23 protein-coding genes, 1 tRNA gene, 2 rRNA genes and 1 riboswitch (1 of these 27 cut by a window edge) are annotated in these 24,033 nt (G+C 48.1%); of the genes, 16 read left to right on the plus strand and 10 right to left on the minus strand.

Annotation, left to right across the window (positions count from 1 at the left end):
* The 11 genes from BJP58_RS20235 to BJP58_RS20285 form a co-directional block, all read left to right on the plus strand.
* Positions 1 to 361 (plus strand): 23S ribosomal RNA (locus tag BJP58_RS20235) (it extends 2,567 nt beyond the left edge of the window).
* Positions 362 to 507: 146 nt separating this feature from the next.
* Positions 508 to 624, plus strand: a 5S ribosomal RNA gene (gene rrf / locus BJP58_RS20240).
* A gap of 423 nt (positions 625 to 1,047) precedes the next feature.
* Positions 1,048 to 2,505 (plus strand): IMP dehydrogenase, encoded by a 1,458-nt coding sequence (gene guaB / locus BJP58_RS20245; protein ID WP_071221104.1) that lies wholly within the window; start codon positions 1,048 to 1,050, stop codon positions 2,503 to 2,505.
* Between the two features lie 154 nt (positions 2,506 to 2,659).
* Positions 2,660 to 4,078, plus strand: a complete 1,419-nt coding sequence (locus BJP58_RS20250; protein WP_194540321.1) for a D-alanyl-D-alanine carboxypeptidase family protein — start codon at positions 2,660 to 2,662, stop codon at positions 4,076 to 4,078.
* A gap of 163 nt (positions 4,079 to 4,241) precedes the next feature.
* Positions 4,242 to 5,123, plus strand: a complete 882-nt coding sequence (gene pdxS / locus BJP58_RS20255) for a pyridoxal 5'-phosphate synthase lyase subunit PdxS (protein WP_071221106.1) — start codon at positions 4,242 to 4,244, stop codon at positions 5,121 to 5,123.
* 15 nt (positions 5,124 to 5,138) lie between these two features.
* The gene (gene pdxT / locus BJP58_RS20260) at positions 5,139 to 5,726 is read left to right on the plus strand and encodes a pyridoxal 5'-phosphate synthase glutaminase subunit PdxT (RefSeq protein ID WP_194540322.1); all 588 of its coding nucleotides are present in this window, start codon (positions 5,139 to 5,141) and stop codon (positions 5,724 to 5,726) included.
* 189 nt (positions 5,727 to 5,915) lie between these two features.
* Entirely contained in the window at positions 5,916 to 7,199 is a 1,284-nt protein-coding gene (gene serS, locus BJP58_RS20265; protein ID WP_194540323.1) for a serine--tRNA ligase, read from the plus strand.
* Between the two features lie 72 nt (positions 7,200 to 7,271).
* Positions 7,272 to 7,360 (plus strand) — tRNA-Ser (locus BJP58_RS20270).
* A 162-nt stretch (positions 7,361 to 7,522) separates the two neighbouring features.
* Entirely contained in the window at positions 7,523 to 7,864 is a 342-nt protein-coding gene (locus tag BJP58_RS20275; protein ID WP_194540324.1) for a hypothetical protein, read from the plus strand.
* Between the two features lie 106 nt (positions 7,865 to 7,970).
* Complete coding sequence (locus tag BJP58_RS20280) at positions 7,971 to 8,120, plus strand: small acid-soluble spore protein P (RefSeq protein ID WP_098741251.1); 150 nt, start codon at positions 7,971 to 7,973, stop codon at positions 8,118 to 8,120.
* Between the two features lie 305 nt (positions 8,121 to 8,425).
* Positions 8,426 to 9,511: a hypothetical protein gene (locus BJP58_RS20285; protein ID WP_071221111.1), complete on the plus strand. Its 1,086-nt coding sequence runs from the start codon at positions 8,426 to 8,428 to the stop codon at positions 9,509 to 9,511.
* A 78-nt stretch (positions 9,512 to 9,589) separates the two neighbouring features.
* Here BJP58_RS20285 and tadA read toward each other — a convergent pair whose 3' ends face one another.
* Positions 9,590 to 10,084, minus strand: a complete 495-nt coding sequence (tadA, locus tag BJP58_RS20290; protein WP_259445554.1) for a tRNA adenosine(34) deaminase TadA — start codon at positions 10,082 to 10,084, stop codon at positions 9,590 to 9,592.
* Between the two features lie 362 nt (positions 10,085 to 10,446).
* Between tadA and BJP58_RS20295 the strand changes: the two genes are divergently transcribed.
* Together BJP58_RS20295 and rluF are read left to right on the plus strand one after the other, a co-directional pair.
* Positions 10,447 to 12,741, plus strand: coding sequence for an ATP-binding protein (locus tag BJP58_RS20295; RefSeq protein WP_194540325.1), 2,295 nt, complete (start codon positions 10,447 to 10,449; stop codon positions 12,739 to 12,741).
* A gap of 33 nt (positions 12,742 to 12,774) precedes the next feature.
* Complete coding sequence (gene rluF, locus BJP58_RS20300) at positions 12,775 to 13,476, plus strand: 23S rRNA pseudouridine(2604) synthase RluF (RefSeq protein WP_071221114.1); 702 nt, start codon at positions 12,775 to 12,777, stop codon at positions 13,474 to 13,476.
* Positions 13,477 to 13,587: 111 nt separating this feature from the next.
* Here the strand turns inward: rluF and motB are convergent, their stop codons facing one another.
* On the minus strand, positions 13,588 to 14,394 hold the full coding sequence (gene motB, locus BJP58_RS20305; protein WP_194540326.1) for a flagellar motor protein MotB: 807 nt from the start codon (positions 14,392 to 14,394) through the stop codon (positions 13,588 to 13,590).
* On the minus strand, positions 14,378 to 15,178 hold the full coding sequence (motA, locus tag BJP58_RS20310) for a flagellar motor stator protein MotA (RefSeq protein WP_100541615.1): 801 nt from the start codon (positions 15,176 to 15,178) through the stop codon (positions 14,378 to 14,380). The genes motB and motA overlap by 17 nt, the downstream gene beginning before the upstream one ends.
* A gap of 191 nt (positions 15,179 to 15,369) precedes the next feature.
* Here motA and BJP58_RS20315 point away from each other — a divergent pair, with 191 nt between their 5' ends.
* A complete protein-coding gene (locus tag BJP58_RS20315) occupies positions 15,370 to 15,663 on the plus strand; it encodes a hypothetical protein (protein ID WP_194540327.1) in 294 nt (97 codons plus the stop codon).
* 108 nt (positions 15,664 to 15,771) lie between these two features.
* Positions 15,772 to 16,086 carry a 4a-hydroxytetrahydrobiopterin dehydratase gene (locus BJP58_RS20320; protein WP_009595556.1) on the plus strand — a complete coding sequence of 105 codons (315 nt, stop codon included), beginning with the start codon at positions 15,772 to 15,774 and terminating at the stop codon, positions 16,084 to 16,086.
* Between the two features lie 103 nt (positions 16,087 to 16,189).
* Here the strand turns inward: BJP58_RS20320 and BJP58_RS20325 are convergent, their stop codons facing one another.
* From BJP58_RS20325 to BJP58_RS20350, 6 genes are all read right to left on the minus strand, one after another.
* A complete protein-coding gene (locus BJP58_RS20325; RefSeq protein WP_006207476.1) occupies positions 16,190 to 16,546 on the minus strand; it encodes a c-type cytochrome in 357 nt (118 codons plus the stop codon).
* Between the two features lie 158 nt (positions 16,547 to 16,704).
* On the minus strand, positions 16,705 to 17,208 hold the full coding sequence (locus BJP58_RS20330; RefSeq protein ID WP_194540328.1) for a GNAT family N-acetyltransferase: 504 nt from the start codon (positions 17,206 to 17,208) through the stop codon (positions 16,705 to 16,707).
* A 139-nt stretch (positions 17,209 to 17,347) separates the two neighbouring features.
* Positions 17,348 to 17,821, minus strand: a complete 474-nt coding sequence (locus BJP58_RS20335; protein WP_194545005.1) for a C40 family peptidase — start codon at positions 17,819 to 17,821, stop codon at positions 17,348 to 17,350.
* Between the two features lie 435 nt (positions 17,822 to 18,256).
* Entirely contained in the window at positions 18,257 to 18,730 is a 474-nt protein-coding gene (locus BJP58_RS20340; RefSeq protein WP_100541613.1) for a C40 family peptidase, read from the minus strand.
* A gap of 3 nt (positions 18,731 to 18,733) precedes the next feature.
* A riboswitch (cyclic di-AMP (ydaO/yuaA leader) is annotated at positions 18,734 to 18,873 on the minus strand.
* Positions 18,874 to 19,221: 348 nt separating this feature from the next.
* Entirely contained in the window at positions 19,222 to 20,049 is an 828-nt protein-coding gene (locus BJP58_RS20345; RefSeq protein ID WP_194540329.1) for a hypothetical protein, read from the minus strand.
* 10 nt (positions 20,050 to 20,059) lie between these two features.
* Entirely contained in the window at positions 20,060 to 22,051 is a 1,992-nt protein-coding gene (locus BJP58_RS20350; RefSeq protein WP_194540330.1) for a M1 family metallopeptidase, read from the minus strand.
* Between the two features lie 147 nt (positions 22,052 to 22,198).
* Between BJP58_RS20350 and BJP58_RS20355 the strand changes: the two genes are divergently transcribed.
* Entirely contained in the window at positions 22,199 to 22,717 is a 519-nt protein-coding gene (locus BJP58_RS20355) for a YwhD family protein (RefSeq protein ID WP_071221123.1), read from the plus strand.
* A gap of 101 nt (positions 22,718 to 22,818) precedes the next feature.
* Here BJP58_RS20355 and BJP58_RS20360 read toward each other — a convergent pair whose 3' ends face one another.
* Positions 22,819 to 23,988, minus strand: a complete 1,170-nt coding sequence (locus BJP58_RS20360) for a copper amine oxidase N-terminal domain-containing protein (RefSeq protein ID WP_194540331.1) — start codon at positions 23,986 to 23,988, stop codon at positions 22,819 to 22,821.
* Between the last annotated feature and the right edge of the window lie 45 nt (positions 23,989 to 24,033).

Consider the following 24,033-nt stretch of genomic DNA (forward strand, 5'->3'; position numbering starts at 1 on the left):
AGTAGGTCCCAAGGGTTGGGCTGTTCGCCCATTAAAGCGGTACGCGAGCTGGGTTCAGAACGTCGTGAGACAGTTCGGTCCCTATCTGTCGTGGGCGTAGGAAATTTGAGAGGAGCTGTCCTTAGTACGAGAGGACCGGGATGGACGTACCGCTGGTGCACCAGTTGTTCCGCCAGGAGCATGGCTGGGTAGCTACGTACGGACGGGATAAGCGCTGAAAGCATCTAAGCGTGAAGCCCCCCTCAAGATGAGATTTCCCAATTAGTAAGACCCCTTGAAGACGACGAGGTAGATAGGTTGGAGGTGGAAGTGCAGCAATGCATGGAGCTGACCAATACTAATCGGTCGAGGGCTTATCCAAATCACCCCAAAAAGTGAAGTGAAGCTTTGAAGCTGACACCGAATACTTTTCGGGGACCCCGATACCACATCGGGTAATGCTACGGATTCTAATCAACGCAAATTTCGTTTCGTATCTAGTTTTCAGGTGATCAAGCATCTGAGCCGTTTGGTGGCGATGGCGGAAGGGTTCCACGCGTTCCCATACCGAACACGACCGTTAAGCCTTCCAGCGCCGATGGTACTTGGACCGAAGGGTCCCGGGAGAGTAGGACGTCGCCAAGCGAACAACCATAAAGACCGTTATCGAGTCATCGATAGCGGTCTTTTCCTATACTCAATAACATGTGTTTGCGAAATCGAGGACTATCCCGTACGGGGTTGGGTGATACTAAACGACAGCGATTCATTGTCCCTAGGATGGTGCCTCAAGGGTTGGCGTATTGGCAGACAGGGCTTTAACCTGGGTAAGTCTCCATTTAATAGAAGAAACCCGGTCTGTTTGTCCATTCCAAAGAGACAGGATAACGCGCTGGATGGATACTTGCGAACTTCGAGCAAAGGGCGAATATCAATCCTTGACAGCCTATGGGCCCTTTGCTAAGATGGCAATAATATATTTCTGAAAATACTTGAAAATGCCGTCCGGTCCAGCTCTGACAGTAGTTGTAGTCCGCAGGAAGACGACAAAAAGGAGGAATAACCCAGGTGTGGGAAGATAAGTTTAGCAAGGAAGGCTTCACTTTTGACGATGTATTGTTGGTTCCTAGAAAATCCGAGGTGCTTCCAAAAGAAGTAGATGTTAGCACCAAATTGAGCGAGCATGTAAAATTGAATATCCCGCTCATCAGTGCAGGAATGGACACCGTAACGGAAGCTCCTTTGGCCATTGCCATTGCTAGAGAAGGCGGAATCGGCATTATTCATAAAAATATGACCGTTGAACAACAAGCTGAAGAGGTAGATCGGGTTAAGCGTTCGGAAAGTGGTGTTATTACGAATCCGTTCTCACTCCATGCTGATCATCTTGTATCCGATGCAGAGAAACTCATGAGTAAGTTCCGGATTTCCGGCGTACCGATCGTAGATAAGAACAATAAGCTGATCGGTATTTTGACTAATCGTGATCTTCGTTTTGTTCATGACTACAATACGGTAATTAGTGAAGTAATGACCAGCGAGAATCTGGTGACAGCTCCGGTCGGAACGACTCTTCAAGATGCCGAAATGATTCTGCAGAAGCATAAGATTGAGAAGCTGCCTTTGGTAGACGAAGATAATGTTCTTAAAGGACTTATCACGATTAAAGATATCGAGAAAGCGATTCAGTTCCCTAGAGCTGCGAAGGACGCTCAAGGCCGCCTGCTTGTAGGTGCAGCGATCGGAATTTCCAAAGATACCTTCGAAAGAGCAGAAGCGCTTGTGAAAGCTGGCGTAGACGTCATTACCGTTGACTCTGCCCACGGTCACCACATCAATATCATTGATTCCGTTCGGAAATTGCGCGAAGTGTATCCGGATCTGACGATTATCGCTGGTAACGTGGCTACAGGCGAGGGTACAAGAGAGCTTATCGAAGCCGGTGCATCCGTCGTTAAAGTCGGAATTGGGCCTGGATCGATCTGTACGACGCGTGTCATTGCCGGGATTGGTGTACCGCAAATCACAGCGATTTATGATTGTGCAACGGTTGCTAAGGAATACGGAGTGCCGATTATTGCAGATGGCGGCATCAAATACTCCGGTGAAATTACAAAAGCGATCGCAGCCGGAGCAAGTGCAGTTATGCTGGGCAGCATGTTTGCCGGTACGGAGGAGAGTCCGGGCGAAGCTGAGATCTATCAAGGACGCCGTTTCAAGGCTTACCGCGGTATGGGTTCCCTTGCTGCCATGAAACAAGGCAGTAAAGACCGTTACTTCCAAGATGACGACAAGAAACTGGTACCGGAAGGCATCGAGGGCCGTGTTGCTTACAAAGGGCCTTTGGCAGATACCATCCATCAGCTGATCGGTGGATTGCGCTCTGGTATGGGCTATTGCGGTACACAAAACCTGGAGGAACTGCGGAATGACACCCAGTTCATCCGTATCTCTGGTGCAGGACTCCGCGAGAGCCATCCGCATGATATCCAAATTACCAAAGAAGCACCTAACTATTCCTTGTAATTCACTCGGAAGAACAAGGATAAACAATATATATGTCATTTATTTCCTGGACAAGCTGGATGAAATTCATCTAGCTTGTCTTTTTTTGATACCCCCCCTATGATAGAATAGAACAAGTTAATGACTTATTGAGAATTAGAGGGGAGTAATTCCATTGATAGACAAGTCTGTAAAGAAGAATAAGCGACAACGCATTCAAAGAACGCTGGCATCCTTGATGCTGTTTAATATACTGTGTTTCTCTGCTGCGCCTGCGGTTTCGCTTGCGGCGCCTCATATGCTGGTAACAGCGGATACGACGAAAGCCACAGAGGACAAAGCGACAACAGAGAAAGCGACAACCAATGCTGAGAAACCGGATAAAGTGCCATCCATTGATCAGCTTGGACTGGATGTAAGCTCCGCTGTTCTGATCGAGCCATCAACAGGACAGGTCCTATTATCAATTAATGCTGATGAAGCATTACCACCGGCGAGTATGACGAAGATGATGACGGAATACATCGTTGCAGAGAAAGTGAAGCAAGGCGAATTGGCTTGGGATGATGTGGTCACTGTAGGGGAGAATGCAGCCAAGACAGTAGGATCACGCATATTTTTGGCTGAAGGCGATCAACATACAGTGGAAGAACTCTACATAGCCATGGCTGTTGGTTCAGCAAATGATGCCACAGTAGCATTGGCGGAACGTGTGGCTGGTTCCGAGGCAGAGTTTGTTACCATGATGAACGATACAGCGAAGAAGATGGGGCTGAAGACGGCTTTCTTCATTAATTCCACAGGCCTGAGCCGTGCCGATATGCCAGAGAAGTATCGTCCTGCGGAGGATAAGGAAACGGTAATGTCGGCGATGGATACCGCTCTACTTGCCAAATATATCGTTGAGGATCATCCTGATTTTTCGAGATTTACGGCCATTCAGTCCCATAAATTCCGGCCGCGCGACACGAATCCGATTATCAACTACAACTGGATGCTTGAGGCTAATAAAAGTATTACAAACTTTAAGTCCTATGCGTATGAAGGTTTGGACGGTTTAAAAACCGGTCATACCAATGCGGCGGGTTATTGCTTTGCTGGTACCGCTGAACGCGATGGTATGCGTCTGATTAGTGTTGTTATGGGTACGAAATCTGAAGGTGCCCGTTTTAAAGAGACCAAAAAAGTTCTGGATTACGGCTTTGACAACTTTGAAGTGAAGGAAGTCCAAGCTGCCGGGGCAACCGTGCAAGGCTTTGAAACGGTCGAAGTGAAGAAGGGCAAAGGCAAAGAAGCTGCGCTCGTAACCGACAAGGCTCTCACTTTTGTTGTACCAAAAGGATCAAGCGGCAAGAACATTACCTTCGAAGCCAAGCTGGACTCCTCCAGCATGACGGCGCCTGTTGCTAAAGATACGAAGGTGGGCACGGTAACCTACACCTATAAAATAGAAGGCATGAAGGAAGCTCAGACCGAAACGGTGAATTTAATCACAGCGGAGGAAGTTGAGAAGGCCGGCTGGTTCAAGCTGTTCCTGCGGGCCATTGGAGACTTTTTTGCCGATTTGTTTGATTCCATCAAAAATCTTTTCTAACAGCCGACAAATTCCGAGTAAATGGGTTGTGTATTTGATTTTGATGCGGTAAAATATCGAGTTAGATTCATTGCAAGTATGCACCTATACAGGTACAGTCCATATCGCCAGGGAATGCTGTAATGGCGATGAGATACAACATATAATCGGGGGGCTAGGGGACATGGAAACAGGAACATCAACTGTAAAAAGAGGTATGGCGGAAATGCAAAAAGGCGGCGTCATTATGGACGTCATGAATGCGGAACAAGCAAAGATCGCTGAAGCTGCCGGCGCAACGGCAGTTATGGCGCTGGAGCGCGTTCCTTCTGATATTCGCGCTGCTGGGGGCGTAGCACGGATGGCTGACCCAACCATCGTTGAGGAAGTCATGAAAGTTGTATCCATTCCAGTTATGGCCAAAGCTCGTATCGGTCATTACGTCGAGGCGAAAGTCCTTGAATCTCTTGGCGTGGATTATCTCGACGAGAGTGAAGTGCTGACACCGGCGGATGAAGTGTTCCATATCGATAAATGGGATTTCACGGTACCGTTCGTATGCGGTGCAAAGGACCTTGGCGAAGCGCTGCGTCGTATTGGTGAGGGTGCTTCCATGCTCCGTACGAAAGGCGAGCCGGGAACAGGTAATATCGTGGAAGCCGTTCGCCATATGCGCCTTATCAACAGTCAAATCCGTAAAGTTCGCAACATGTCGAAGGACGAGCTGTATGCGGAAGCGAAGAACCTCGGTGTTTCCTATGACCTCCTGAAGGGCATTCATGAGACGGGCAAGCTCCCTGTCGTTAACTTTGCAGCTGGCGGCGTGGCAACACCTGCAGATGCCGCATTGATGATGCATTTGGGCGCTGACGGCGTCTTTGTTGGATCCGGTATTTTCAAATCGGACAGCCCTGAGAAATTCGCTCGTGCGATCGTTGAAGCGACTACGCATTATGATGATTATAAATTGATTGCTGAAGTATCCAAGAACCTGGGTACTCCGATGAAAGGCATCGAGATATCCAAGCTTAGTCCGGCTGAGCGCATGCAGGATCGCGGCTGGTAAGAGAGAAGGGGTAACATGAAGGTCGGCGTACTGGCACTTCAGGGTGCCGTTGCAGAGCATATTCGAAGCATCACGCTTGCTGGTGCCGAGGGAGTGCCGATCAAGAAGGTCGAGCAGTTGGACGGCATTGACGGCTTGATTATTCCTGGCGGTGAGAGCACCACCATCGGCAAGCTGATGCGCAAGTATGATTTTATGGATGCGATTCGTCAGTTCTCAGCCCAGGGCAAACCGATATTCGGAACATGCGCCGGACTGATCGTGCTCGCAGAACGAATTCAAGGCGACGAAGAGGCTCACTTGAAGCTGATGGACATCACGGTGGCACGGAACGCATTTGGACGTCAGCGTGAAAGCTTCGAGACCGATTTGCCTGTAAAAGGAATCGAGGAAACGGTACGGGCAGTCTTTATCCGTGCGCCGCTCATTCTGGAGGTGGGTGCGGGCGTTGAGGTCTTGTCCACTTATAAGGATGAGATCGTTACAGCCAGACAGGGGCATCTGCTTGCAGCTTCCTATCATCCGGAGCTGACGGACGATTATCGACTTCATCAATATTTTGTGGAGATGGTTCGATCCCGGTCTACGGCACCACAGACGTAATAGTTACAGTAGAAGACATCTTGACTCTTTGGCAGTATGTGGGGGTCGAGTTGTCTTTTTCGCTGAAATACAATAAGATGTATCGTATGTAATAATGTACACTGCAGCCTTGTCCCAAGGCTTTTTATCAACATATAGGGCAGCTGCTTCGATATACTTGATGGATGTTTTACTTTAGGAGGGTTTCCCGTGTTAGACGTAAAAATATTGCGCAGCGAGTACAGTCGTGTAGAAGAAGCGCTGAAGAATCGAGGCAAATCGCTCGATCTGATTGCGGATTTTCCTAAGCTTGACGCCCGGCGCCGGGAATTGCTGCAGGAAAGCGAAAGTTTGAAGAATCGCCGCAACACCGTGTCGGCTGAAGTAGCCAAACTGAAGAAGAATCGTGAGAATGCAGATGATCTGATACTGGAAATGCGCCAAGTGTCGGACCAGATTAAAGCGATGGATGAGGAAGTTCGTGAGCTGGAAGCCAGCATATCCGAGCTTACTTTGGCGATTCCGAATATCCCTCATGAGAGTGTGCCTGTAGGCGCCTCGGAGGAGGAGAACGTGGAAATCCGCCGCTGGGCGGAGCCAAAAGCTTTCGATTTCGAGCCTAAGGCTCACTGGGAGCTTGCTCAGAATCTGAGTATTTTGGATTTTGAAGCAGGTGCGAAGGTAACGGGTTCGCGGTTTACGTTCTACAAAGGTTTAGGTGCTCGTCTTGAGCGTGCCTTGATCAGTTTCATGATGGACCTGCACAGCGACAAACACGGCTATGAGGAGATGCTGCCTCCATATATCGTCAACCGGGACAGCTTGTACGGAACAGGACAGCTGCCTAAATTCGAAGAGGATTTATTCAAAATTAGCGATACCGACTATTACCTGATCCCAACCGCTGAGGTTCCTGTAACGAACTACCATCGCGAGGAAATCTTAAATAGCGAGGATCTGCCTAAATATTACGTGGCGTACAGCTCCTGTTTCCGTTCGGAAGCCGGCGCGGCAGGGCGCGACACGCGGGGACTTATTCGTCAGCATCAGTTCAACAAGGTTGAGATGGTGAAAATTGTACACCCGGAAACTTCGTTTGATGAGCTTGAGAAGATGACGGCGGATGCGGAGCGCGTGCTTCAGCTGCTGAATCTTCCTTATCGCGTCATGGCTCTCTGTACTGGGGATATGGGCTTCGGATCGATGAAGACATACGATCTGGAAGTTTGGCTTCCGGAGAGCGGCGTATATCGCGAAATCTCCTCATGTTCGAACATCGGGGACTTCCAGGCACGCCGTGCCAACATTCGCTTCCGTCCGGAACCGAAGAGCAAGCCTGAATTTGTCCACACCTTGAATGGTTCCGGGCTTGCGGTTGGACGTACCGTCGCTGCGATTCTGGAGAATTATCAACAGGCTGACGGGTCCGTCGTTATTCCTGAAGTACTTCGCCCGTACATGGGGAACGTTAGTATCATCGACCAGAAAAAATAAGTTGATAAAACAGTTTGTCTTGTGGTATAATGATTTTTGCACGTGATTCATTTGCATGGATCATTACCACATGGAGAGGTACCGAAGCGGTCATAACGGGGCGGTCTTGAAAACCGTTAGGGGGCAACTCCACATGGGTTCGAATCCCATCCTCTCCGCCATACATATCAAACGCAAACCGTTTCCTTAGGGAAACGGTTTTTTTGCTCTATTTTATGAGGAATCATTGCGTGGTCTTCCCTTCAGTAGGTTTGTGCTTTATGGAGGAGGCTGTATAAAACATCCCCTGTTATCGCAATTTATAGAGAAGGGGAGGTGTGAACATGAACTCAGAACTGAATGTGGATCAGTCGACGCTGGTCAATGCCTGGCAGGAAAGGCTGCCCACCATATTAAAGCCGGGAGATCGCGCAGAAGTGGCTGCAGACGAAGGGGACCCGAACGCCATCCGCATTCACATTGATGCAGCAGGTCGCCAGGAGTATTCATTTGATTTTCAATGCACGTATGTGGATTCACGGGAAGTGAAGGTCGATTTGGTCGATGTAGAGCGTGATGGTGCAACGACGGATGAGCGTAATGAGAACATTCAGGGCATGGTCGGCGATTATACGCGCCATATCCATGAGTGTGCCCAAACGCTGCAGCAAATCACGCATCACTAGTTCCATAAATGAGCGAGACAGTTTCCATACTGTCCATCATGGTATGGACATCAAAGGCAGGATAGCGTAAGACATCGTTGTGATCCATGAAATGGAGGGCTATCAGTTGAGCAAACCAAAAGCGATTCCGGTACCGGAAGCACAGGAGCAGCCGAAGCAGCGCAAGGACCATGACCGTGGCGGCCAGGAGCCGCTGTCAGGCTCGCACAGAGCGAAGATCCGTAAACAGGATGGACATTTCAATCCGGAGGGCTAGAAGCCTGTAGAGTGAAGACTGAGAGGCTAGAAAGCAAGAATCGAGGGAACTTCCTGTCATTCGACAGGAAGTTCTTTTTTTCGTTTTGAAACCTTTTGCGTCCAACTTCCGTATTAGTGTTCAAGTGTAATATTTTGGGGCCCCACCTTATTCGCATGTTAAGAAGTTTGAAATTAAGATGGATGGAAAAAGAAAGGAAATAAAATTTCAGTAAATATTCCAGAAAGTGTTTCTCATTTTGGTTAAATGGTTTATGATTAGAAGGTCTGTTATTTTTTTGACTGTTAGAGGGGAGAGAAATTTTAATGAACAAGAAGTTTGCAGCTATCATGCTGACACTGCTGCTCACAGTGACAGTTGTACTTTCTGGCTGCGCCAAAAAAGAAGAGCCTAAGGCAGCGATGACGAATGCTGCTACGAACGCGATGAAGATGACATCCTACGAAATGAAGAGTAAATTTGTCATTGAAGACCTTCAAGTTAACATACCTGCAGTTGAAGGCGATCCAAGCGTAACACAGGCGATGACGATGTTGAAGAATGCTGAGGTTACGCTTGATGGTATCTACCAAGCTGATCCAATGCAAACCGAGATGAACATGGGTATCAATCTGAAGGGTGACATGGCGATGTCCTTCAATATTGATATGGTGATGACGAAAGAGAAAATCTACGTTAAAGTTCCAAGCATTCCAATGCTGCCATTCCCAGAGGACGTTGTTGGTAAGTTCCTCATGATGGACATGAAAGAGCTTGCTGAGCAATCCGGTGAAACGTTTAGCCCAGAAAGCCTGGATACTGAGAAGTCCCAGAAATTCGTTAACGAAATCCTTGAAGCCTTGTTGAGCGAGTATGACCAAGCGAAATACTTCAAAGAGATCAATGTTAAAGATGCTGGCCTTCCAGAAGGCGTTGACGCTAAACAAGTGGTTCAATTCTTTGTAACCAATGATAACCTGAATGAAGCATTGGATATTATGGTAAACAAGGTTGCACCTAAGGTTGTTGACATTGCAGCTAAAGACGAGTACCGCGAATTGCTGGGTCTGACCCAAGAAGATATCGATGCTGCTAAAGCTGAAGTATCTAACGTTAACCAAGATGAATTCAAAGCGGGCTTGGAAGAGATGCAGAAATATCTGAAGATCAACACATTCAACATCAACACAGCTATCGATAAAAAGGATTTCCCTGCATATCAGGATGTTGTGTTGAACGTTGATTTCAACGATCCAGAAACCAATGAGAACGTGAAGTTGGCTGTGAAGGGTAGCACCCAATACAACAACATCAACGCTAAACAAGAATTCAAAATCGGTATTCCAAAAGATGCTGATGTCATCACGATGGAGCAATTTGAGGAATCCATGAGCCAAATGGGCACTTATTAATATTATTCATCGCAGACAACAAAACCCGGCCGTCATGGCCGGGTTTTTACGTTGTTATACTTTTACTCTACATAAGGATCATAGTTTCCCGCGCAAACGTCGGAAGAACTGAGTGAGCAGTGATGCGCATTCTTCCTGCAGCACGCCCTGAACCACGTTAGTCCGGTGATTAAAACGCGGCTCTTGAAGCAAATTCATCAATGTGCCGGCACAACCGGCTTTGGGATCACCAGCACCATAGATCAGCTCTGGGACCCGGGATTGGACGATAGCTCCTGCACACATGGGACAGGGTTCTAACGTCACGTATAATCGGCAGTCCAGCAGCCGCCATGCTCCAAGATGCTGGCTTGCCTCCCGAATAGCTACCATCTCGGCATGGGCCGTACCATCGTAAGTCGTTTCACGCAAATTGTATCCACGGCCAATAATCTCATCGCCCCGCACGATGACAGCACCAATCGGAACTTCACCGAGCTCTTCAGCTTTCCGTGCTTCTGCAATGGCTTCTCTCATCCAGTGCTCATGATTATCGTTATCCACAGCCAGTGGGTCTATTGAATTTGATATCAAACTAAAGTCTCCTTTCACAGCCCGTTAAAACCCTGTATTTATACCCAATGTTCAACGAACATTTATTCGTTTGTTAACATGTTGTGGACAGAATTGTGGATAACTAAAATATTATACACAAAGTTATGCACACTATCCCCAGATAAGTTGTGTATTTGTGCGCAATCTGTGGATACGTTGTTTATTTTACCGGGAATGACCTCTTATATTGTAAGGATTCCTTATTTCAATAGCAATGCGATTGTGGAAAAAACCATATAGCCATAAAGCTGCTTGTCTTTTCAAACGTTCGTGATCAAGGTATCATGAGGGTATTAGATTCGCAAGTCGTCTATGTGACAGCAGAAAGGTGAAGATGCCACTTGTCGATTAAGACGAAATTATCGATGATCATGTCCATATCGGTATTATTTATTCTTCTGCTCAACATTACGCTGAACTATTACACGACCCAGGAAAATTTGCAGCAGGATAGTGAAACCAAGATGGTGATGGCCGCTACTCAGATCGCCATTACGGTCCAGCAAACCGGCTTTAGTTCTGCATATGTGGATAATATATTCGGCGATATGCTGAAGGTGGCCGCGGTCAACGCGGCAAAAGCTTTGGATCCGGATATTAACAATATAACCAATCAGCAATTGGTGGAATTGAGTAAGGAGATTGGCGTCACTCACATATCATTAATGGTTCGGACGAATGATGATATCGTTGTTGCCCGATCCTCCTCTCAAGATGAAATCGGCCTTTCAACAAAGAACTGGGGGTATTGGCATACGGCTTTTCTGGAATTGTTCCAGTATGGTAAAGTCGTCTCAGTTACCGAGGGCCAGCGCTCCGATCATTTTTGGTCTGGACCGTTTGAGTTCTCCACATCCAATCCGGAATTCATTGATAAATGGGGATACTATTACGATAGCAAGCGCAATTATATTATTGATCCCTACATAAGGAATTCCAATATCAAGGACTTTGTGAAGATTACAAGTCCGGACACCGTTGTGAAAGAGACCTTGAAGTCGAATCCGCGGATATTGGAAGTAACAGGCATCAATCCTGAAACGTTTGGCAATGAATATATGAGGGAAGATGGAACAGATGACGTTCACCACAAGCTTCGCAATCGACCGATTACATTCGGCACCTATGACTATGGGAGCCTGGACCAAGATGCGGAAGCTGTGCAGAAGGCTGTTTCTACCGGCGATAATGTGGTGTTTGTCAGCACCATCAATAATAAGAAGGTGCTAAAAAGCTTCATCCCTATCGTATCCGAAAATAAACCGACCAGTGTCATTAGTGTCGTTATGGACTATGAAGCCATCTCCTCCGTGATGAGAGAGCAGATGATCAGTCTTGTGGCGATCTCATTGGTTTTATTGGAAATTGTGATATTCGGCAGTTATATTGTTGCGGGGTATTTTACCAAGCCGATTCAGGCTATCCTTGGAACTGTAAATGATGTGTCGGATGGTCACTTTGATCGAAGGCTGGAGGTAAGCAGCCGGGACGAGCTGGGTCAGCTTGCAGGTCGAATCAATGCGATGACACGTAATCTGGGCAACTATACGAGCCAGTTGAAGCAAATGGTCGACGAGAATCAGTCCGTTAAGGAATATCTGGAGTCTGTCATTAATCAGACAGCCGACGCCATTCATACAACCGATACCTATGAACGGGTTATTAGTGTAAATAAAGCGTTTGAGCAATTGTATGGTTGGAAGGCGCACGAAGTGGTTGGACGGAAGCCTGCACTTGTCCCTCCGGCTAAAGAGGAAGAAGAACAGGAACGCATCCGCCGCCTGCGGGCCGGAGAACGGCTTCCTCCAGTGGAGACGGTCCGCCTTCATAAAGATGGAAGCGCTATTGAGGTCAGCATCAGCACCTCGCTGGTGCGCGATGAGAACGGTGAGGTTACTTCCATGATTAGCGTGTCTCGGGATGTGACGGAACGCAATCGCATCGAGGAGCTGCTGCGACGTTCGGAGAAGCTCAATACTGTTGGCCAGCTGGCTGCCGGCGTTGCTCATGAGATCCGGAATCCACTGACGACCCTCCGTGGATTTCTGCAGCTTCAGAAGCAGACCCACAAGGTCAATCCGGACCATATTGATCTGATGCTGTCGGAGCTGGACCGAATTAATCTGATTGTCAGTGAATTTCTGATATTAGCGAAGCCGCAGGCGATTCATTTCCAAGAGAGGGATGTAAGAATCATTATGAGAGATGTCATTTCATTCCTCGACAGCCAAGCCCATTTGTACAGCATCGAGTTCAAATTGAAGTTTACTGAAGCACTAACCTACGTACACTGTGAGGAGAACCAGCTCAAGCAGGTGTTCATCAATCTGCTCAAGAATGCGATTGAAGCGATGCCGGATGGCGGGAGGATCTGGATTGAGCTTTCAAGGCCGAAGGGTGAATGGGTCCAAATCGACATTCGGGATGAAGGGCAAGGCATTCCGGAGGAGCTGATGCCGCATCTTGGCGAACCGTTTATTACGAATAAGGAAACGGGCACAGGGCTGGGATTGATGGTAAGCCAGCGTATTATTCAGGGCCACCGGGGTATGATGGAAATCGAGAGTGAAGTAGGAGCAGGAACGAAGGTGAGTATAGTTCTGCCTGCGATTCAGCGGAATGCGATCGAGGGATAAGCAAGAAGTAGTTACAGATAAGGGGATGGCATCTTGAGAATCAATAAATTTATCAGTGAAACGGGATATTGCTCAAGGCGTGAAGCGGACAAGCTGGTGGAGAGCGGGAAGGTTACCATCAATGGCGTGGTTGCAGTCCTTGGAAGCCAGGCAGAAGAAGGAGACGATGTCCGGATTCAGGGAAAGCCGCTTCAAGATAAGAAGAAGCATGTGTATATTGCTCTTAATAAGCCAGTCGGGATTACAAGCACCACCGAACCGCATATTAAGGGCAATATTGTAGACTTCGTAGGCCATAAGGAGCGTATTTTTCCTATCGGACGATTGGATAAGGACTCCGAGGGGCTGATTCTGCTGACGAATGATGGGGATATCGTCAATAAGATCCTTCGCTCCGAGGGGAAACATGAGAAAGAATACATTGTGACGGTGGATCGCCCGGTAACGGAATCCTTCCTTAGCGGGATGTCCAGCGGCGTCAAGATTTTAGGTGAGATGACGCTGCCCTGTGAGGTCACTCGAATGTCTGAGCGAGTGTTCCGAATCATTCTGACGGAGGGGAAAAATCGTCAAATCCGCAGAATGTGCAGCGCTTTTGGTTATGAGGTCCGAAAATTACAGCGAATCCGGATTATGAATATCCGTCTCGGCAGTCAACGCATCGGCGCTTGGCGTGATCTTAACGAGAAGGAGAAGGAAGAGCTTGGTCGGCTGCTGAACTATAGGCTCGAGTAGCAGGCTGAAATACATCTATAACCCTAAACCAAAACAACCGATGGATCTGGAGACCAGATGCATCGGTTGTTTATTGTGTGTTATAGTCTGTAGGGACCGTTCCCTGTTGAGTTATTCATTCACGCTGGTAAAGGTCGCACTATCCTGGTATTTACGTATAATGGAAACCTCGACTCTGCGGTTCTTCGCTCGCCCAGCAGCGGTGTTGTTATCGGCAATCGGATGGTATTCACCATAACCGATCGGCATGAACCGTTTAGGATCCAACTCCGAGTTGGTGAGCAGAATCTTCATGAACTGCAAGGCACGATCCGAGCTTAAATCCCAATTCGACGGATATCGGCTATTAGAGATTGGCACATTGTCCGTATGTCCGGATACAATAATTTCATAGTCCGGGAACTTATGAAGCATTTGTGAGATAGCCATGGCCAATTTGCGGGCCTCCGGCTTCACAACGGCTTCGCCGGAAGGGAACAAGGCGTTATCCCGTATTGTAATGACAAGCTGGGAGTGGTTCAACTTGGTGCTGAGCTCCGAGGTTAAACCGTTATTTTTAATATAATTATCGAGCTGCTTCTTTAACTTCTCCAGATCCTGTTGTTCCTGACGCATCAGCTCAGCACGTCGTTGGTCAGGTGTTGTTGCGGGAACGGAAGGGGATGTCGCTTTATGATCTTTAATATTGGGCGGATCATCGCTGGGTTCCGTTTTGCTGTAATCCAGCACGCCGGTCCCGCCAGTGAGAGCAACGCTGAAGGCTTCGCTCATTTCTTGAAATTTGCGTGCGTCTGTCGCACTCATGGCGTATAGCACCAGGAACAGGGCCAGAAGCAAGGTCAGTAGGTCTGCGTAAGGAAGAAGCCAGGATTCGTCGGCATGCTCCTCATGCGGCTCGTGCCTAGTCTTTTTGCTCACTAGCACCAGCCTCCCTCTCGCTGAGCTCAGCCCGTTCGGACGGTGTCAGGAACACGGAGAGCTTTTGATTGATTGCAATGGTGGATACACCGGATTGAATAGACAGCAGGCCTTCTACCATCATCAGGCGGATTTCAACCTCGCGTTTGGACAGACGCTTGAGTTTATTCGCAATCGGGTGACAGATAACATAACCGGTGAAGATACCGAGCAGGGTAGCAATAAATGCAGCCCCGATAGCATGAGCGAGTTCGCCCATATCTTCCATGTGGGACAGTGCAGCGATCAAACCGATAACGGCTCCGAGTACCCCGAGGGAAGGTGCATACATACCGGCTTGCGAGAAGATCAATGAACCGGAACGATGGCGCTCCTCGGTGGCATTAATATCTTCCATTAAAACGTCACGTACGAATTCCTGATCGTTGCCGTCGATGATCATGCGCATCCCATTACGCAGGAAGCTGTCATCGATTTCATCGACTTTGGTTTCCAGAGCCAGAAGTCCTTCACGGCGTGTGATCGAAGCCCACTCCATAAACAGCTTGATCATATCCGTTTTGTCCATCAGATTCTGTTTCACGAAGGTCATCTTGACCAGCTTCGGAATCTTTTTTAGCTCGACTAGCGGAAATCCGATGAATAAAGTTGCTGCCGTACCGCCAAGAATGATTAGATAGGCTGCCGGATTATACAAAGCGAGAAGGGAGGCACCTTTCAGGATCATGCCCACCAGTACCGCGACGATACCGATTATTAAGCCTATAATTGTTGAAATTTCCATACCACACCTCATCCGTGAGAAATAAAATAACGAATCCATTCGTCAGAACGGCTCTCATGGAGAACCGGGCCCCTTATGTGGGGCGTTATCCTATTTATCGTCAGGTCGGGCTTTTTTTTTTAGTTGTAATTTCCGGTATAATGGAAGGAAGGGAAACGAAGCTAAGTACGGCAAGGAAAGGAGTGATTAAGATGGGCGTTAAGCACGGAAGGGATTATGGCGAAATTCTGGCAGAACTGACCGAGGCGGTCGGGCGAATTTCCGACAGCTATGTCTTCTTTGAAATGGAAGCTGAGGATTGGGGCAATTTGGGCGAAGCCGAGCGAAATGAGGTCCATGAGGCGCTGGCAGAGGATTTGTTCTATGCGCTGGGCACAGAGCCGGTGATTAATGTTGGCAGCGGCGTGGTCATGCATGATCAGACGAACCATCGAATACATATTTTGATTGGTGAGGAAGAGTTGGCTTTTGTGGCCCTTGTGTAATCACTCCAGTTATCAACAGATACAGGGCAGAATAGAATAGATGACAGATAGCCCATATTACGGTTAGTCGGCTTTAAGATAGGTTTTTTTCGGGGAGGAAGATAAAAGATGCTTTATACGCAGCAAGAAGTAGAGGCTCATCTGGAAAAGCTTGAGGGTTGGGAATTTGAACAAGGGAGATGGATTGTACGAAAGTATACCTTCTCCTCCTTCATGAAGGGAATCGCTTTTGTTGATGAAGTGGCAGCTATTTCGGAAGCTTTCGGACATCACCCCTACATCACCATAGATTATAAAGTCGTTACACTTCGTCTCACTTCTTGGGACGACGGTGGCATTACGGCTGTGGATATTAAGGAAGCGCAGCAGTTTAACGAAGCCTATGAGAAGAGTCGTTCGAAGGATGGCAAGTCGGGACAATAGAACGGGGAGACCATTAGTCCCTTTAGAAGTCCCCAATATGTAAAAAAACACGCTTGCACCGGGAACAACTCCAGGTGCAAGCGTGTTTTGCGTATAAGCTGATTTATTTTTTCTCAGCAAGGTACAGCGCGATGTTTGCGATTTCTTCAGGTTTAAGTTGGTCTTTAAAGGAAGGCATTCCCTTACGACCTTTGGTTACAACGTTGAAGATCGCGTCCGCATCCATGTGTCCGCCTACTTGATTCAAAGCCGGCCCAGCGCCGCCTTGAAGTTGGTCGCCGTGACAGCTAATGCAGCTTGCTTTCAGTGTGGCTTCCGCTGCGGCTGCATCGAGAGTCACTTCCGGCATGGTCGGCTTCTCTTCCTGAGCTACCTGTTCCTTACCTGGGAGCGTAAACATCAGCGCGATAGCCAACGCACATGCGACGAAGAACAATCCGCTCATGATCCATTTTTGCATCGTCATATCGTCCCTTCTATGTATACTGCACTTTTGCACTTGTCTCCATTATAAACCAACATCCATAGACAGCATAGCCAGTTGTGACAAAAAAAGCAACTATACGGCGTAGCTTCATAAAAAGTACACAAAATTGTGCTTTTTCATATAGACAAAGATTAATATTCCTCATTTGTCGGGGGCTCATACACCATACAGTGGAAAAGGGCATTGCCCGTTGGCGTAAGCCGCTCATACGTATCGGTGATGTGAAAGCCTGCCCTTTGATAAGCGCGGATTGCTCGCTCATTCCAGGTCATTACCTCAAGGTCAATTTCGTCGGCAGGCCGCCTCCGTCTGGCTTCCCGGACAATCGTCTGCATAAATCGTTTACCCATTCCACGCCCGCACCAATCAGGCCGCATGCCAAGTCCGATTCGTGTCACATCATGCATCGGAAACAGCTGGGCAAATCCCCAGAGGGCCTCCCGCTCATCCAGAACCGAGATGTACTGTCTTCGGCGAATGTCCGGATCGCCAAACTCCACCTCAAGCCCTTTCATCTGCTCCCAGGGAAGAAAGCCATAGATATTATAGGGGGGAGGGTAGGCCCAGGCGCATATCTCTTCGGCGTGCTCTTCACGCATGACTACGGTGTGAAATGTAATCGGTGTGGCATCCATTTGCGAAGTCCTCCTATCGTCTGCATAAATAATAACCATATTACGAGCATCCAGGTTGCATCAAAAAAGCCCGCCAAAGAGAGGTAAGGGCTCCTTTAACGGGCAAGCATTATGTATAGGGAAGATTAGCCTCTATATCTTAGGATGATTCACCGACCGACTCTTCATACTTATCATCGCTCATGATACGCTTTGCACCCACGTACCGCTGATCGTAGTAATCCTCTGCCAGGCGGTTGATAACCACGCCGCGGTTAGAGGAAGCATGGGCGAATTTGCCATCGCCGACATAAATGCCGACGTGGGAGATGCCCTGCCCCGATGTGTTGAAGAACACCAAATCGCCAGCGCGCAGCTCCTTACGGGACACGCTTGTCCCCATGTCGAATTGAGAGCCGGATTGATGCGGGAGCTTCAGACCGAGTTTAGCATAAACATACATGGTGAAGCCGGAACAGTCAAAACCGCTCGTGGTTGTACCACCGTAGCTGTATCTTGTACCCAGAACCTTATCGATTTCCTGATCCAGCGCATGATCAGCAAAGACGCTGCCAACGCCCAAAGTGAACAACAGCGTGATATTTAGGGCTGCTGTCGATAATGTTTTCTTCAGCATGGAAAGCTCCTTTTCGATGCCGCGAGGCATAGCCATCTATATATTAAAGCACTTACATTAATGACAAAGTTGTTACTGCGTCCATTCTATCAGACAGCAAGCGAGATTGGCAATTATTTCTTGGTGAATTTCGCTATTTTTCAATAGCATTAGCTGTCGAAGCACCAAGGAAAATCAATATTTTTCCAAAATGGGTGTTTAATGAAGGGAGAGAAGGGTATATAAAGGATAGATGATGTGAAGACATGGCGGAGTGAAGTGAACTTGTATAATAAATTTTATTTTTTTTCGAAAAGCGGGAACTTTTTTGCTGTCCTGAACGTTATAAAGGTATACACACAATCAACAAAAGAAAAAAGCCGCTGGATGAGATCGGCACAATCTCATAAACCCAGGGCTTTCTTGTAAGAGTAAATCAATTAAGTTCCAACATTAATTGTAGTTCACAGCTACGGATTTGTACGTATTCTGACTCATAATTCTCTTAGCGCCTACATATCGGTTAGCGTAATAGCTCTGGCTCAGCGGACTGATAATGACACCGCGCGAAGATGAAGAATGAGCGAATTTGCCGCTCCCGACATAAATACCCACATGAGATACACCTCTACCGGATGTGTTGAAGAACACGAGATCGCCAGCTTTCAGGTTGCTCTTGGATACGGCCGTACCTACTTTGTATTGAGCTGCAGACGTACGGGGCAGGCTAAGACCAAGCTTTTTGTAAACATAGCTGGTGAATCCGGAGCAGTCAAATCCATTCGTTGTAGTTCCACCTGTTTTGTAAGAAACACCAATGGCTGGTTTGATTGCAGTATTTAATTTGGAATCGGCGAAAGCGCTTCCGGTCCCTAATGTGAGTGCGAGTGCGAGGCCTAGAGAAACAGCCGTTAACTTCTTTTTCAAAACAAAAGCCCCTTCCATTGCCTGCGAGGTTAGCTTAAGGGTTCGGTTGAAGGTCCCCTATGATCCCTCTCTTGCGAGATCAATTCACCCAAAACGGATCCCCCGCTTCCCATATCGTTATGGGAATTCGGCTCCTTAAAATGTTGATGAACCCATTCATTGACGTTTGACGTTCCAACATAGTTAGCGAATTACAACGTTCCTACATAAAAGTTACAGTAAAGATGACAAAGTTGTTACTAACATATTCGTTATTTTAGCAGAGTATTAACAATTTGGCAAACGAGGAAACATTATTTTTAAACAAAAAAACCTGTCCCCATCTTGAGGGAACAGGTTTTTTTGTAATTTGGCGTTCAGAAATTTGTAATATAGAGGATAAATGAACTCTTATTCTCTGTAAAATCTAGCGCGGGATAGAAACGTGTCGCTTCTGATTACAGCTTATTCACGAGCGTGTTTCATTATTTTAGGGTGACGAATTGTAACCATTAAGGATGCTGTGAGGAGGAATCTCTCCACAAATGATATTGAGCGGACATTTCCCAAATTTGGAAAAGTCCATTCAGGAAATAAGAGGCCTGCTGAATAATTAAGCCGATCAACCCGGCCCAGAAGAGCGAGGCCGAGCTCAGGAGCAGCAGAATGACACAGGCGGATCCGCCGATGGTGATGGATAACAGCATTGCTGTGCCCAAGCGGCGGAAGAGCGCATGGATAGAGCTGATCATGCTGGAATCGCCGGTACGGCCAAATTGCATATAGAGCAATAACAGGCGGATCAGATAGGCGTACAAGAACCAGCCAGCTGCATAGGGCAGTGCATGAAGCAGCAGTACAGGCTCCTGAATTCCATTCAGCAGAATCGGGAGGATTTTGGGCAGAATCCAGTAACCGGGTGCGAAGGTGAGAATAAGCTCAACCAGATAGAATAGCGTTACGGGTTTCCACAGTTTCCGCATGCCAGTGAAGAAGAATAAACCGCGCTCGCCCTTGGCTTCCTGGTGAAGGTTGTAGAAGATGCCGGCCCGAATGAGCGGGGTGAGGATCATCCGGATCAGGAGCAAACCGGCCAAAAGCCATCCGTAAGTGTGTACTGTGCTGCTCAAGGACAGGCTCATCTCGCCCTCGTAGAAGAATAAAAGACGGCTGAGCTCGTTAGGGGCGGAATCCGGATATCGCATCAGAAGGGGGACGACTGCCGATTTTACGAGTCGGTACAGGCAATATCCCCACAGCAAACGGTATAAGAAGAGCAGAATCGAGACGTATAGCTGGTCTTTAACACTGATCCACCCTTGGCCTGCGTAACTTTTCATGTGCTCCCCCTCACCATGACAGGCTGCCGAACAGCGTCTCCACAAGCTTGGTAATACTGAGATTCCAGCGTGTAACCACCGTCGGATCCATTCCTGCCTTCATATAGTTATTAATGTGTTTATTCTCCAGGACGATGGAGTACTTCGGATCAACCATGGCCCAGGCGAGCGGAGAGCTGTATTCCAGGGTGTAAGCAACTTTGCCGTCTTTGCCGCTCCAGGTTCGTTCCACCGTTTTGCCGTCCTCAAAGGCGAACACGATCGGCACATCGGTGATATCCCCGTCCTTGCTCGTAATCTGGACCGTGGACTCATACCGAGGATTTTCAGCCGTGCCTTTATTTTTGGTTTTGATCACGTCGATGGCGACATCCGCCATCTGGCTTCCATATACATATTGGTCAAAATACGACTGCCAGGACGTTTTGCTTACTTGCTCGACGACTTTCTGAAAGTCAGATGTGGTTGGATGCTTGAACCGGTATTTCTGGGCATAGGTATGCATAATCTTGCCCATCATCTGTGGACCGACCTGCCGTTCGATGCCTTGCAGCACCAGCTTGCCCCTCGTATATACATTCAGTGCGTAGTTTTCGTGAGAGCTGTATTTCCAGGATTCCATCTTCAGCGGTGCAGGGGAAGTAATGGATGCTCCCTGAGCCGCCGTATTGGAGGTAATACCGTATTCTTTTTCCATCACTCGTTCTTCTGCATAGGTTGCAAAGGCCTCGTCCAGCCACGCTTCCTCAAATTCGTTACTTGCAATCATTCCGTAAAAATATTGATGGGCGATCTCATGAATAACGGTCCGCTCCAGTTCATATCCCGGCGAATCGTTCTTGGCACCGAAGGCTGTGACCAGCGTCGGGTATTCCATGCCGCCTGCACCGTTGCCCGATTCAGGCGGAACGACGATGGACAGCGTGGAGTACGGATAGGTTCCGTACCATTTTCCAAACGAAGCGAGTGCCGACTTGGCGGCATCAAAGTAACGCTCCTTTAAGTCTTTATGGGCTGGATCGAGATACAGCTTGATGCGGACGCCAGGTACGCCTGGTGCGGAGAATGCTTCTTCTGCCGTGACAAAGTTTGGCGATGCCGACCAGGCAAAATCATGTACGTCATCCGCGTAAAACTGATAAATTTTTTCCCCGTTTGATTTTTGGGCAGGCTTGGTAGGGAATCCGGTCGCGGCGACAATGTAATTTTCGGGCACTCGAATGCGAACGCTGTAAATGCCGAAGTTGGAATAGAATTCGGAGTTGCCGTGGTATTGATGAAGATTCCAGCCTTCCTCTGCTCTTCCGCGAAGACCGGCCGGTTCATAGACCGAAATTTTCGGAAACCATTGGCCAGCCATGATAAAATTCTCGGTGGTTCCCATGCGGGCAAATATTTTGGGAAGCTCGACCTCGAACTCCAAATGAATGGTAACACTCTCCCCGCTCTTGATGGGTTTAGGCAACCTTAGCTTGGCAAGGCTGTGATCCTTGATGTTGCCGTCGTCAGGTTGAACAAATTGAAGGCGATGGGTCAGGGCCAGTCCTTCGGTTGTTTTCACGCTGGTAATGGTCATGGAGCCGTATCCGTCATCTGGCATGGGATCGGAACGAAGCCTGCCGCCCGATTCCTTCATAAAAGTCGTGTCATTGGAAGCAAAAGCATTGGGATACAGATGAAAGTACAGCTCGTTTACGCTTTTTTTGCCTGGATGAGTCCAAGTGAGTGTCTGTTTGCCCTTAAGCTTGTTCTCCTCAGGCTCGTACCGAACATCCATATGATATTCCACCAGCCGGTCGCTTAAGGCCGGAGCGGGAATATTAGGCTGCACCTTAGGCGGTGAGAGCGGGGCCTTCTCCACGGCAGAGGCGGAGGGCTTGCCCGCATTTGGGGCAAGAGCAGACGCTGAGGACCCTGGATTCAGAAATATCGGCATCGATCCTGCAAGCAAACCTAGGGCAAGCAGGGATGATAGAAAGACTTTGGCACGTGGTGGGACCATATCGAACAACCTCCCGTTGACAAGCATCTAGTGCATGTATATGTTTGCTTTTGGGGGATTATTAGTTAAAATAAAATTATTGGGACATGGTTATCAATTTAGCAGCTGATACGTAAGCATCGGCTCTGATATAGGAGGTCGGCAGCAGTGGAGAATGAAGAGCAGAAGCAGGGTGCGAAGAAACCGATTGCTTTGAATATTATTAATAGCAAGAGTAAGCATAAAGGGTTTGGATCAGGCTCCATCGATCTGAACAGTCTGTCACCCGTCATTATCGATAATGGCGAGGCCCGAGTGGATATTGGGGCCATGCATGCCAAGAGTAAGGTGGAGAAGGGTATCCGTTTCAGCATGAACCGGGATGAAGTGCCCAATGGACGACAGGTATGGATCGTGTGGGTGGCTGTAGATCGTACGGCGGAAGGACAGCATTATGCAGGCATGACCGCCTGTGAAATGTGGATCGACCAGGAGGCCCGTCGCGGCTGGAAGATCCTCGCCGATCATGTGAATAAAATGGATGCGGCGATGAAGCGCAAGATCATTCTGGATGGTCTTGGCGACGTCGAGAAGAAGGCACTGCGCGAGCTGCTGATTTCGCGTAACGAGGAATGGTGGAATGCATCGCCAGAGGAATTCAGGGAAGCACTTCAGACAGCGGAATGATACAATAAATTAAAGAAGCCTTTCCAAAAAGGACGAACATGAAGAAGACCGGTTGGATTCGTAAATGAATCCGGCCGGTCTTCTACTTATTTGCATATCGATTAGAATGGAAGGGTGTAGGTCAGCTTTTCTTTTTGATCGAGAAACGGATTGTTGTATTGGAACGTCAGCTTGCCGCCGGCATATCCGAGATACGTAAGGCCGTCACCAATGAAGCCCACCTCATTCGGCGGCATTTCCTCTATGACCTTGATGGTTTCCTCGTCCAGAAGCTCAGGATAGATAAGCTCGGCTGTCTTGCCAGTCGGATGGACGATATACAGGGTCGCCTTCGTGTATGGTCGGACGAGCAGGAAGTCCTGTTCAATCGCTTCTACGATAAAACTATCCTTTACTCCCGTGAGCGCGGTCAGGTCATAAGTTTTGACCGTTTTGCCCATCGGATGAACCAGCTCAAGCGTACTGCCGTTCATCATGGCAATATTGCCTTTGTAGCTGAGTTGGTCCGGATGGTAGTTGATCCCGGCAAAATTGGAATGATTGGTTTTGGATAGCTTCAGGATTTTCTTGTCCTGAATGAGCACCCGGTATCTTCCCTCATGAATATGAGGTTCGCCGTAATAATTGGACAAGTCGACCACGTAGGTAGTGCTATTGATGCGATGTGCGCTTAAGCTGACTTGATCGATCTCCTCAACCGGGATTATACCAACTTGGGCTGGCGTGGATCCGGCTTTACCCATCGAGAGCATACCATTCTCGCGATTTACCCAGAACAGCATATTGGCCTTGGAAGCATAGGCGTATTTTGACCAAGCATCAAAGGTCGTTCTAAGCCCGGATTTGCTGTCATATTTCAGAGGGATGCCGAAAGCTTTGGTAATCAGACTGGCTGGAACATAAGTCACGCCTTTCTTCACGACCGGAGCCGCCTCAAGCTTGAGAGGGGTCCCCTTGGCATTGACTGCGCGCGACTGTCCGATGATAATGCGAACAGACTGTGTCGGGCTGTTAATATACAGCTCTTTTTTTCCCGGGATCGTCAACTGCAGCTGCAGTTGTTCGGAAACTTCCTTCAATGGAATGAATACGACGCCTTTATTCGTATAAGGTTTATGTTTCACGTCCAGCGTGCTCCAATTTGCCTTGCTCTGTGATGTGGAAGCTGCTGCCGCATGGGCAGAAATCGTTGCGAGCGATGAGGACGTAAGCAATAAAGACATGGCTATGGATGCGGTACCTGCTAATTTGATGAGTTGCACGGATTTCATATCAGTTCCTCCTTATGTTTTACACTCCCGCCTATATAAACGACT

This window comes from Paenibacillus sp. JZ16 (assembly GCF_015326965.1).
In the GTDB taxonomy this organism is placed as follows: Bacteria; Bacillota; Bacilli; order Paenibacillales; family Paenibacillaceae; genus Paenibacillus_AQ.

Bases quoted from the DNA above. Each gene is read 5' to 3' on its own strand.
- motA (WP_100541615.1), bottom strand. From the start codon at position 15,178: ATGGAAATTTCAACAATTATAGGCTTAATAATCGGTATCGTCGCGGTA.
- BJP58_RS20315 (WP_194540327.1), top strand. From the start codon at position 15,370: ATGGGCGTTAAGCACGGAAGGGATTATGGCGAAATTCTGGCAGAACTG.
- BJP58_RS20350 (WP_194540330.1), bottom strand. From the start codon at position 22,051: ATGGTCCCACCACGTGCCAAAGTCTTTCTATCATCCCTGCTTGCCCTA.
- BJP58_RS20325 (WP_006207476.1), bottom strand. From the start codon at position 16,546: ATGCAAAAATGGATCATGAGCGGATTGTTCTTCGTCGCATGTGCGTTG.
- BJP58_RS20285 (WP_071221111.1), top strand. From the start codon at position 8,426: ATGAACAAGAAGTTTGCAGCTATCATGCTGACACTGCTGCTCACAGTG.
- pdxT (WP_194540322.1), top strand. From the start codon at position 5,139: ATGAAGGTCGGCGTACTGGCACTTCAGGGTGCCGTTGCAGAGCATATT.
- BJP58_RS20275 (WP_194540324.1), top strand. From the start codon at position 7,523: ATGAACTCAGAACTGAATGTGGATCAGTCGACGCTGGTCAATGCCTGG.
- pdxS (WP_071221106.1), top strand. From the start codon at position 4,242: ATGGAAACAGGAACATCAACTGTAAAAAGAGGTATGGCGGAAATGCAA.
- BJP58_RS20360 (WP_194540331.1), bottom strand. From the start codon at position 23,988: ATGAAATCCGTGCAACTCATCAAATTAGCAGGTACCGCATCCATAGCC.
- BJP58_RS20320 (WP_009595556.1), top strand. From the start codon at position 15,772: ATGCTTTATACGCAGCAAGAAGTAGAGGCTCATCTGGAAAAGCTTGAG.
- BJP58_RS20330 (WP_194540328.1), bottom strand. From the start codon at position 17,208: ATGGATGCCACACCGATTACATTTCACACCGTAGTCATGCGTGAAGAG.
- BJP58_RS20345 (WP_194540329.1), bottom strand. From the start codon at position 20,049: ATGAAAAGTTACGCAGGCCAAGGGTGGATCAGTGTTAAAGACCAGCTA.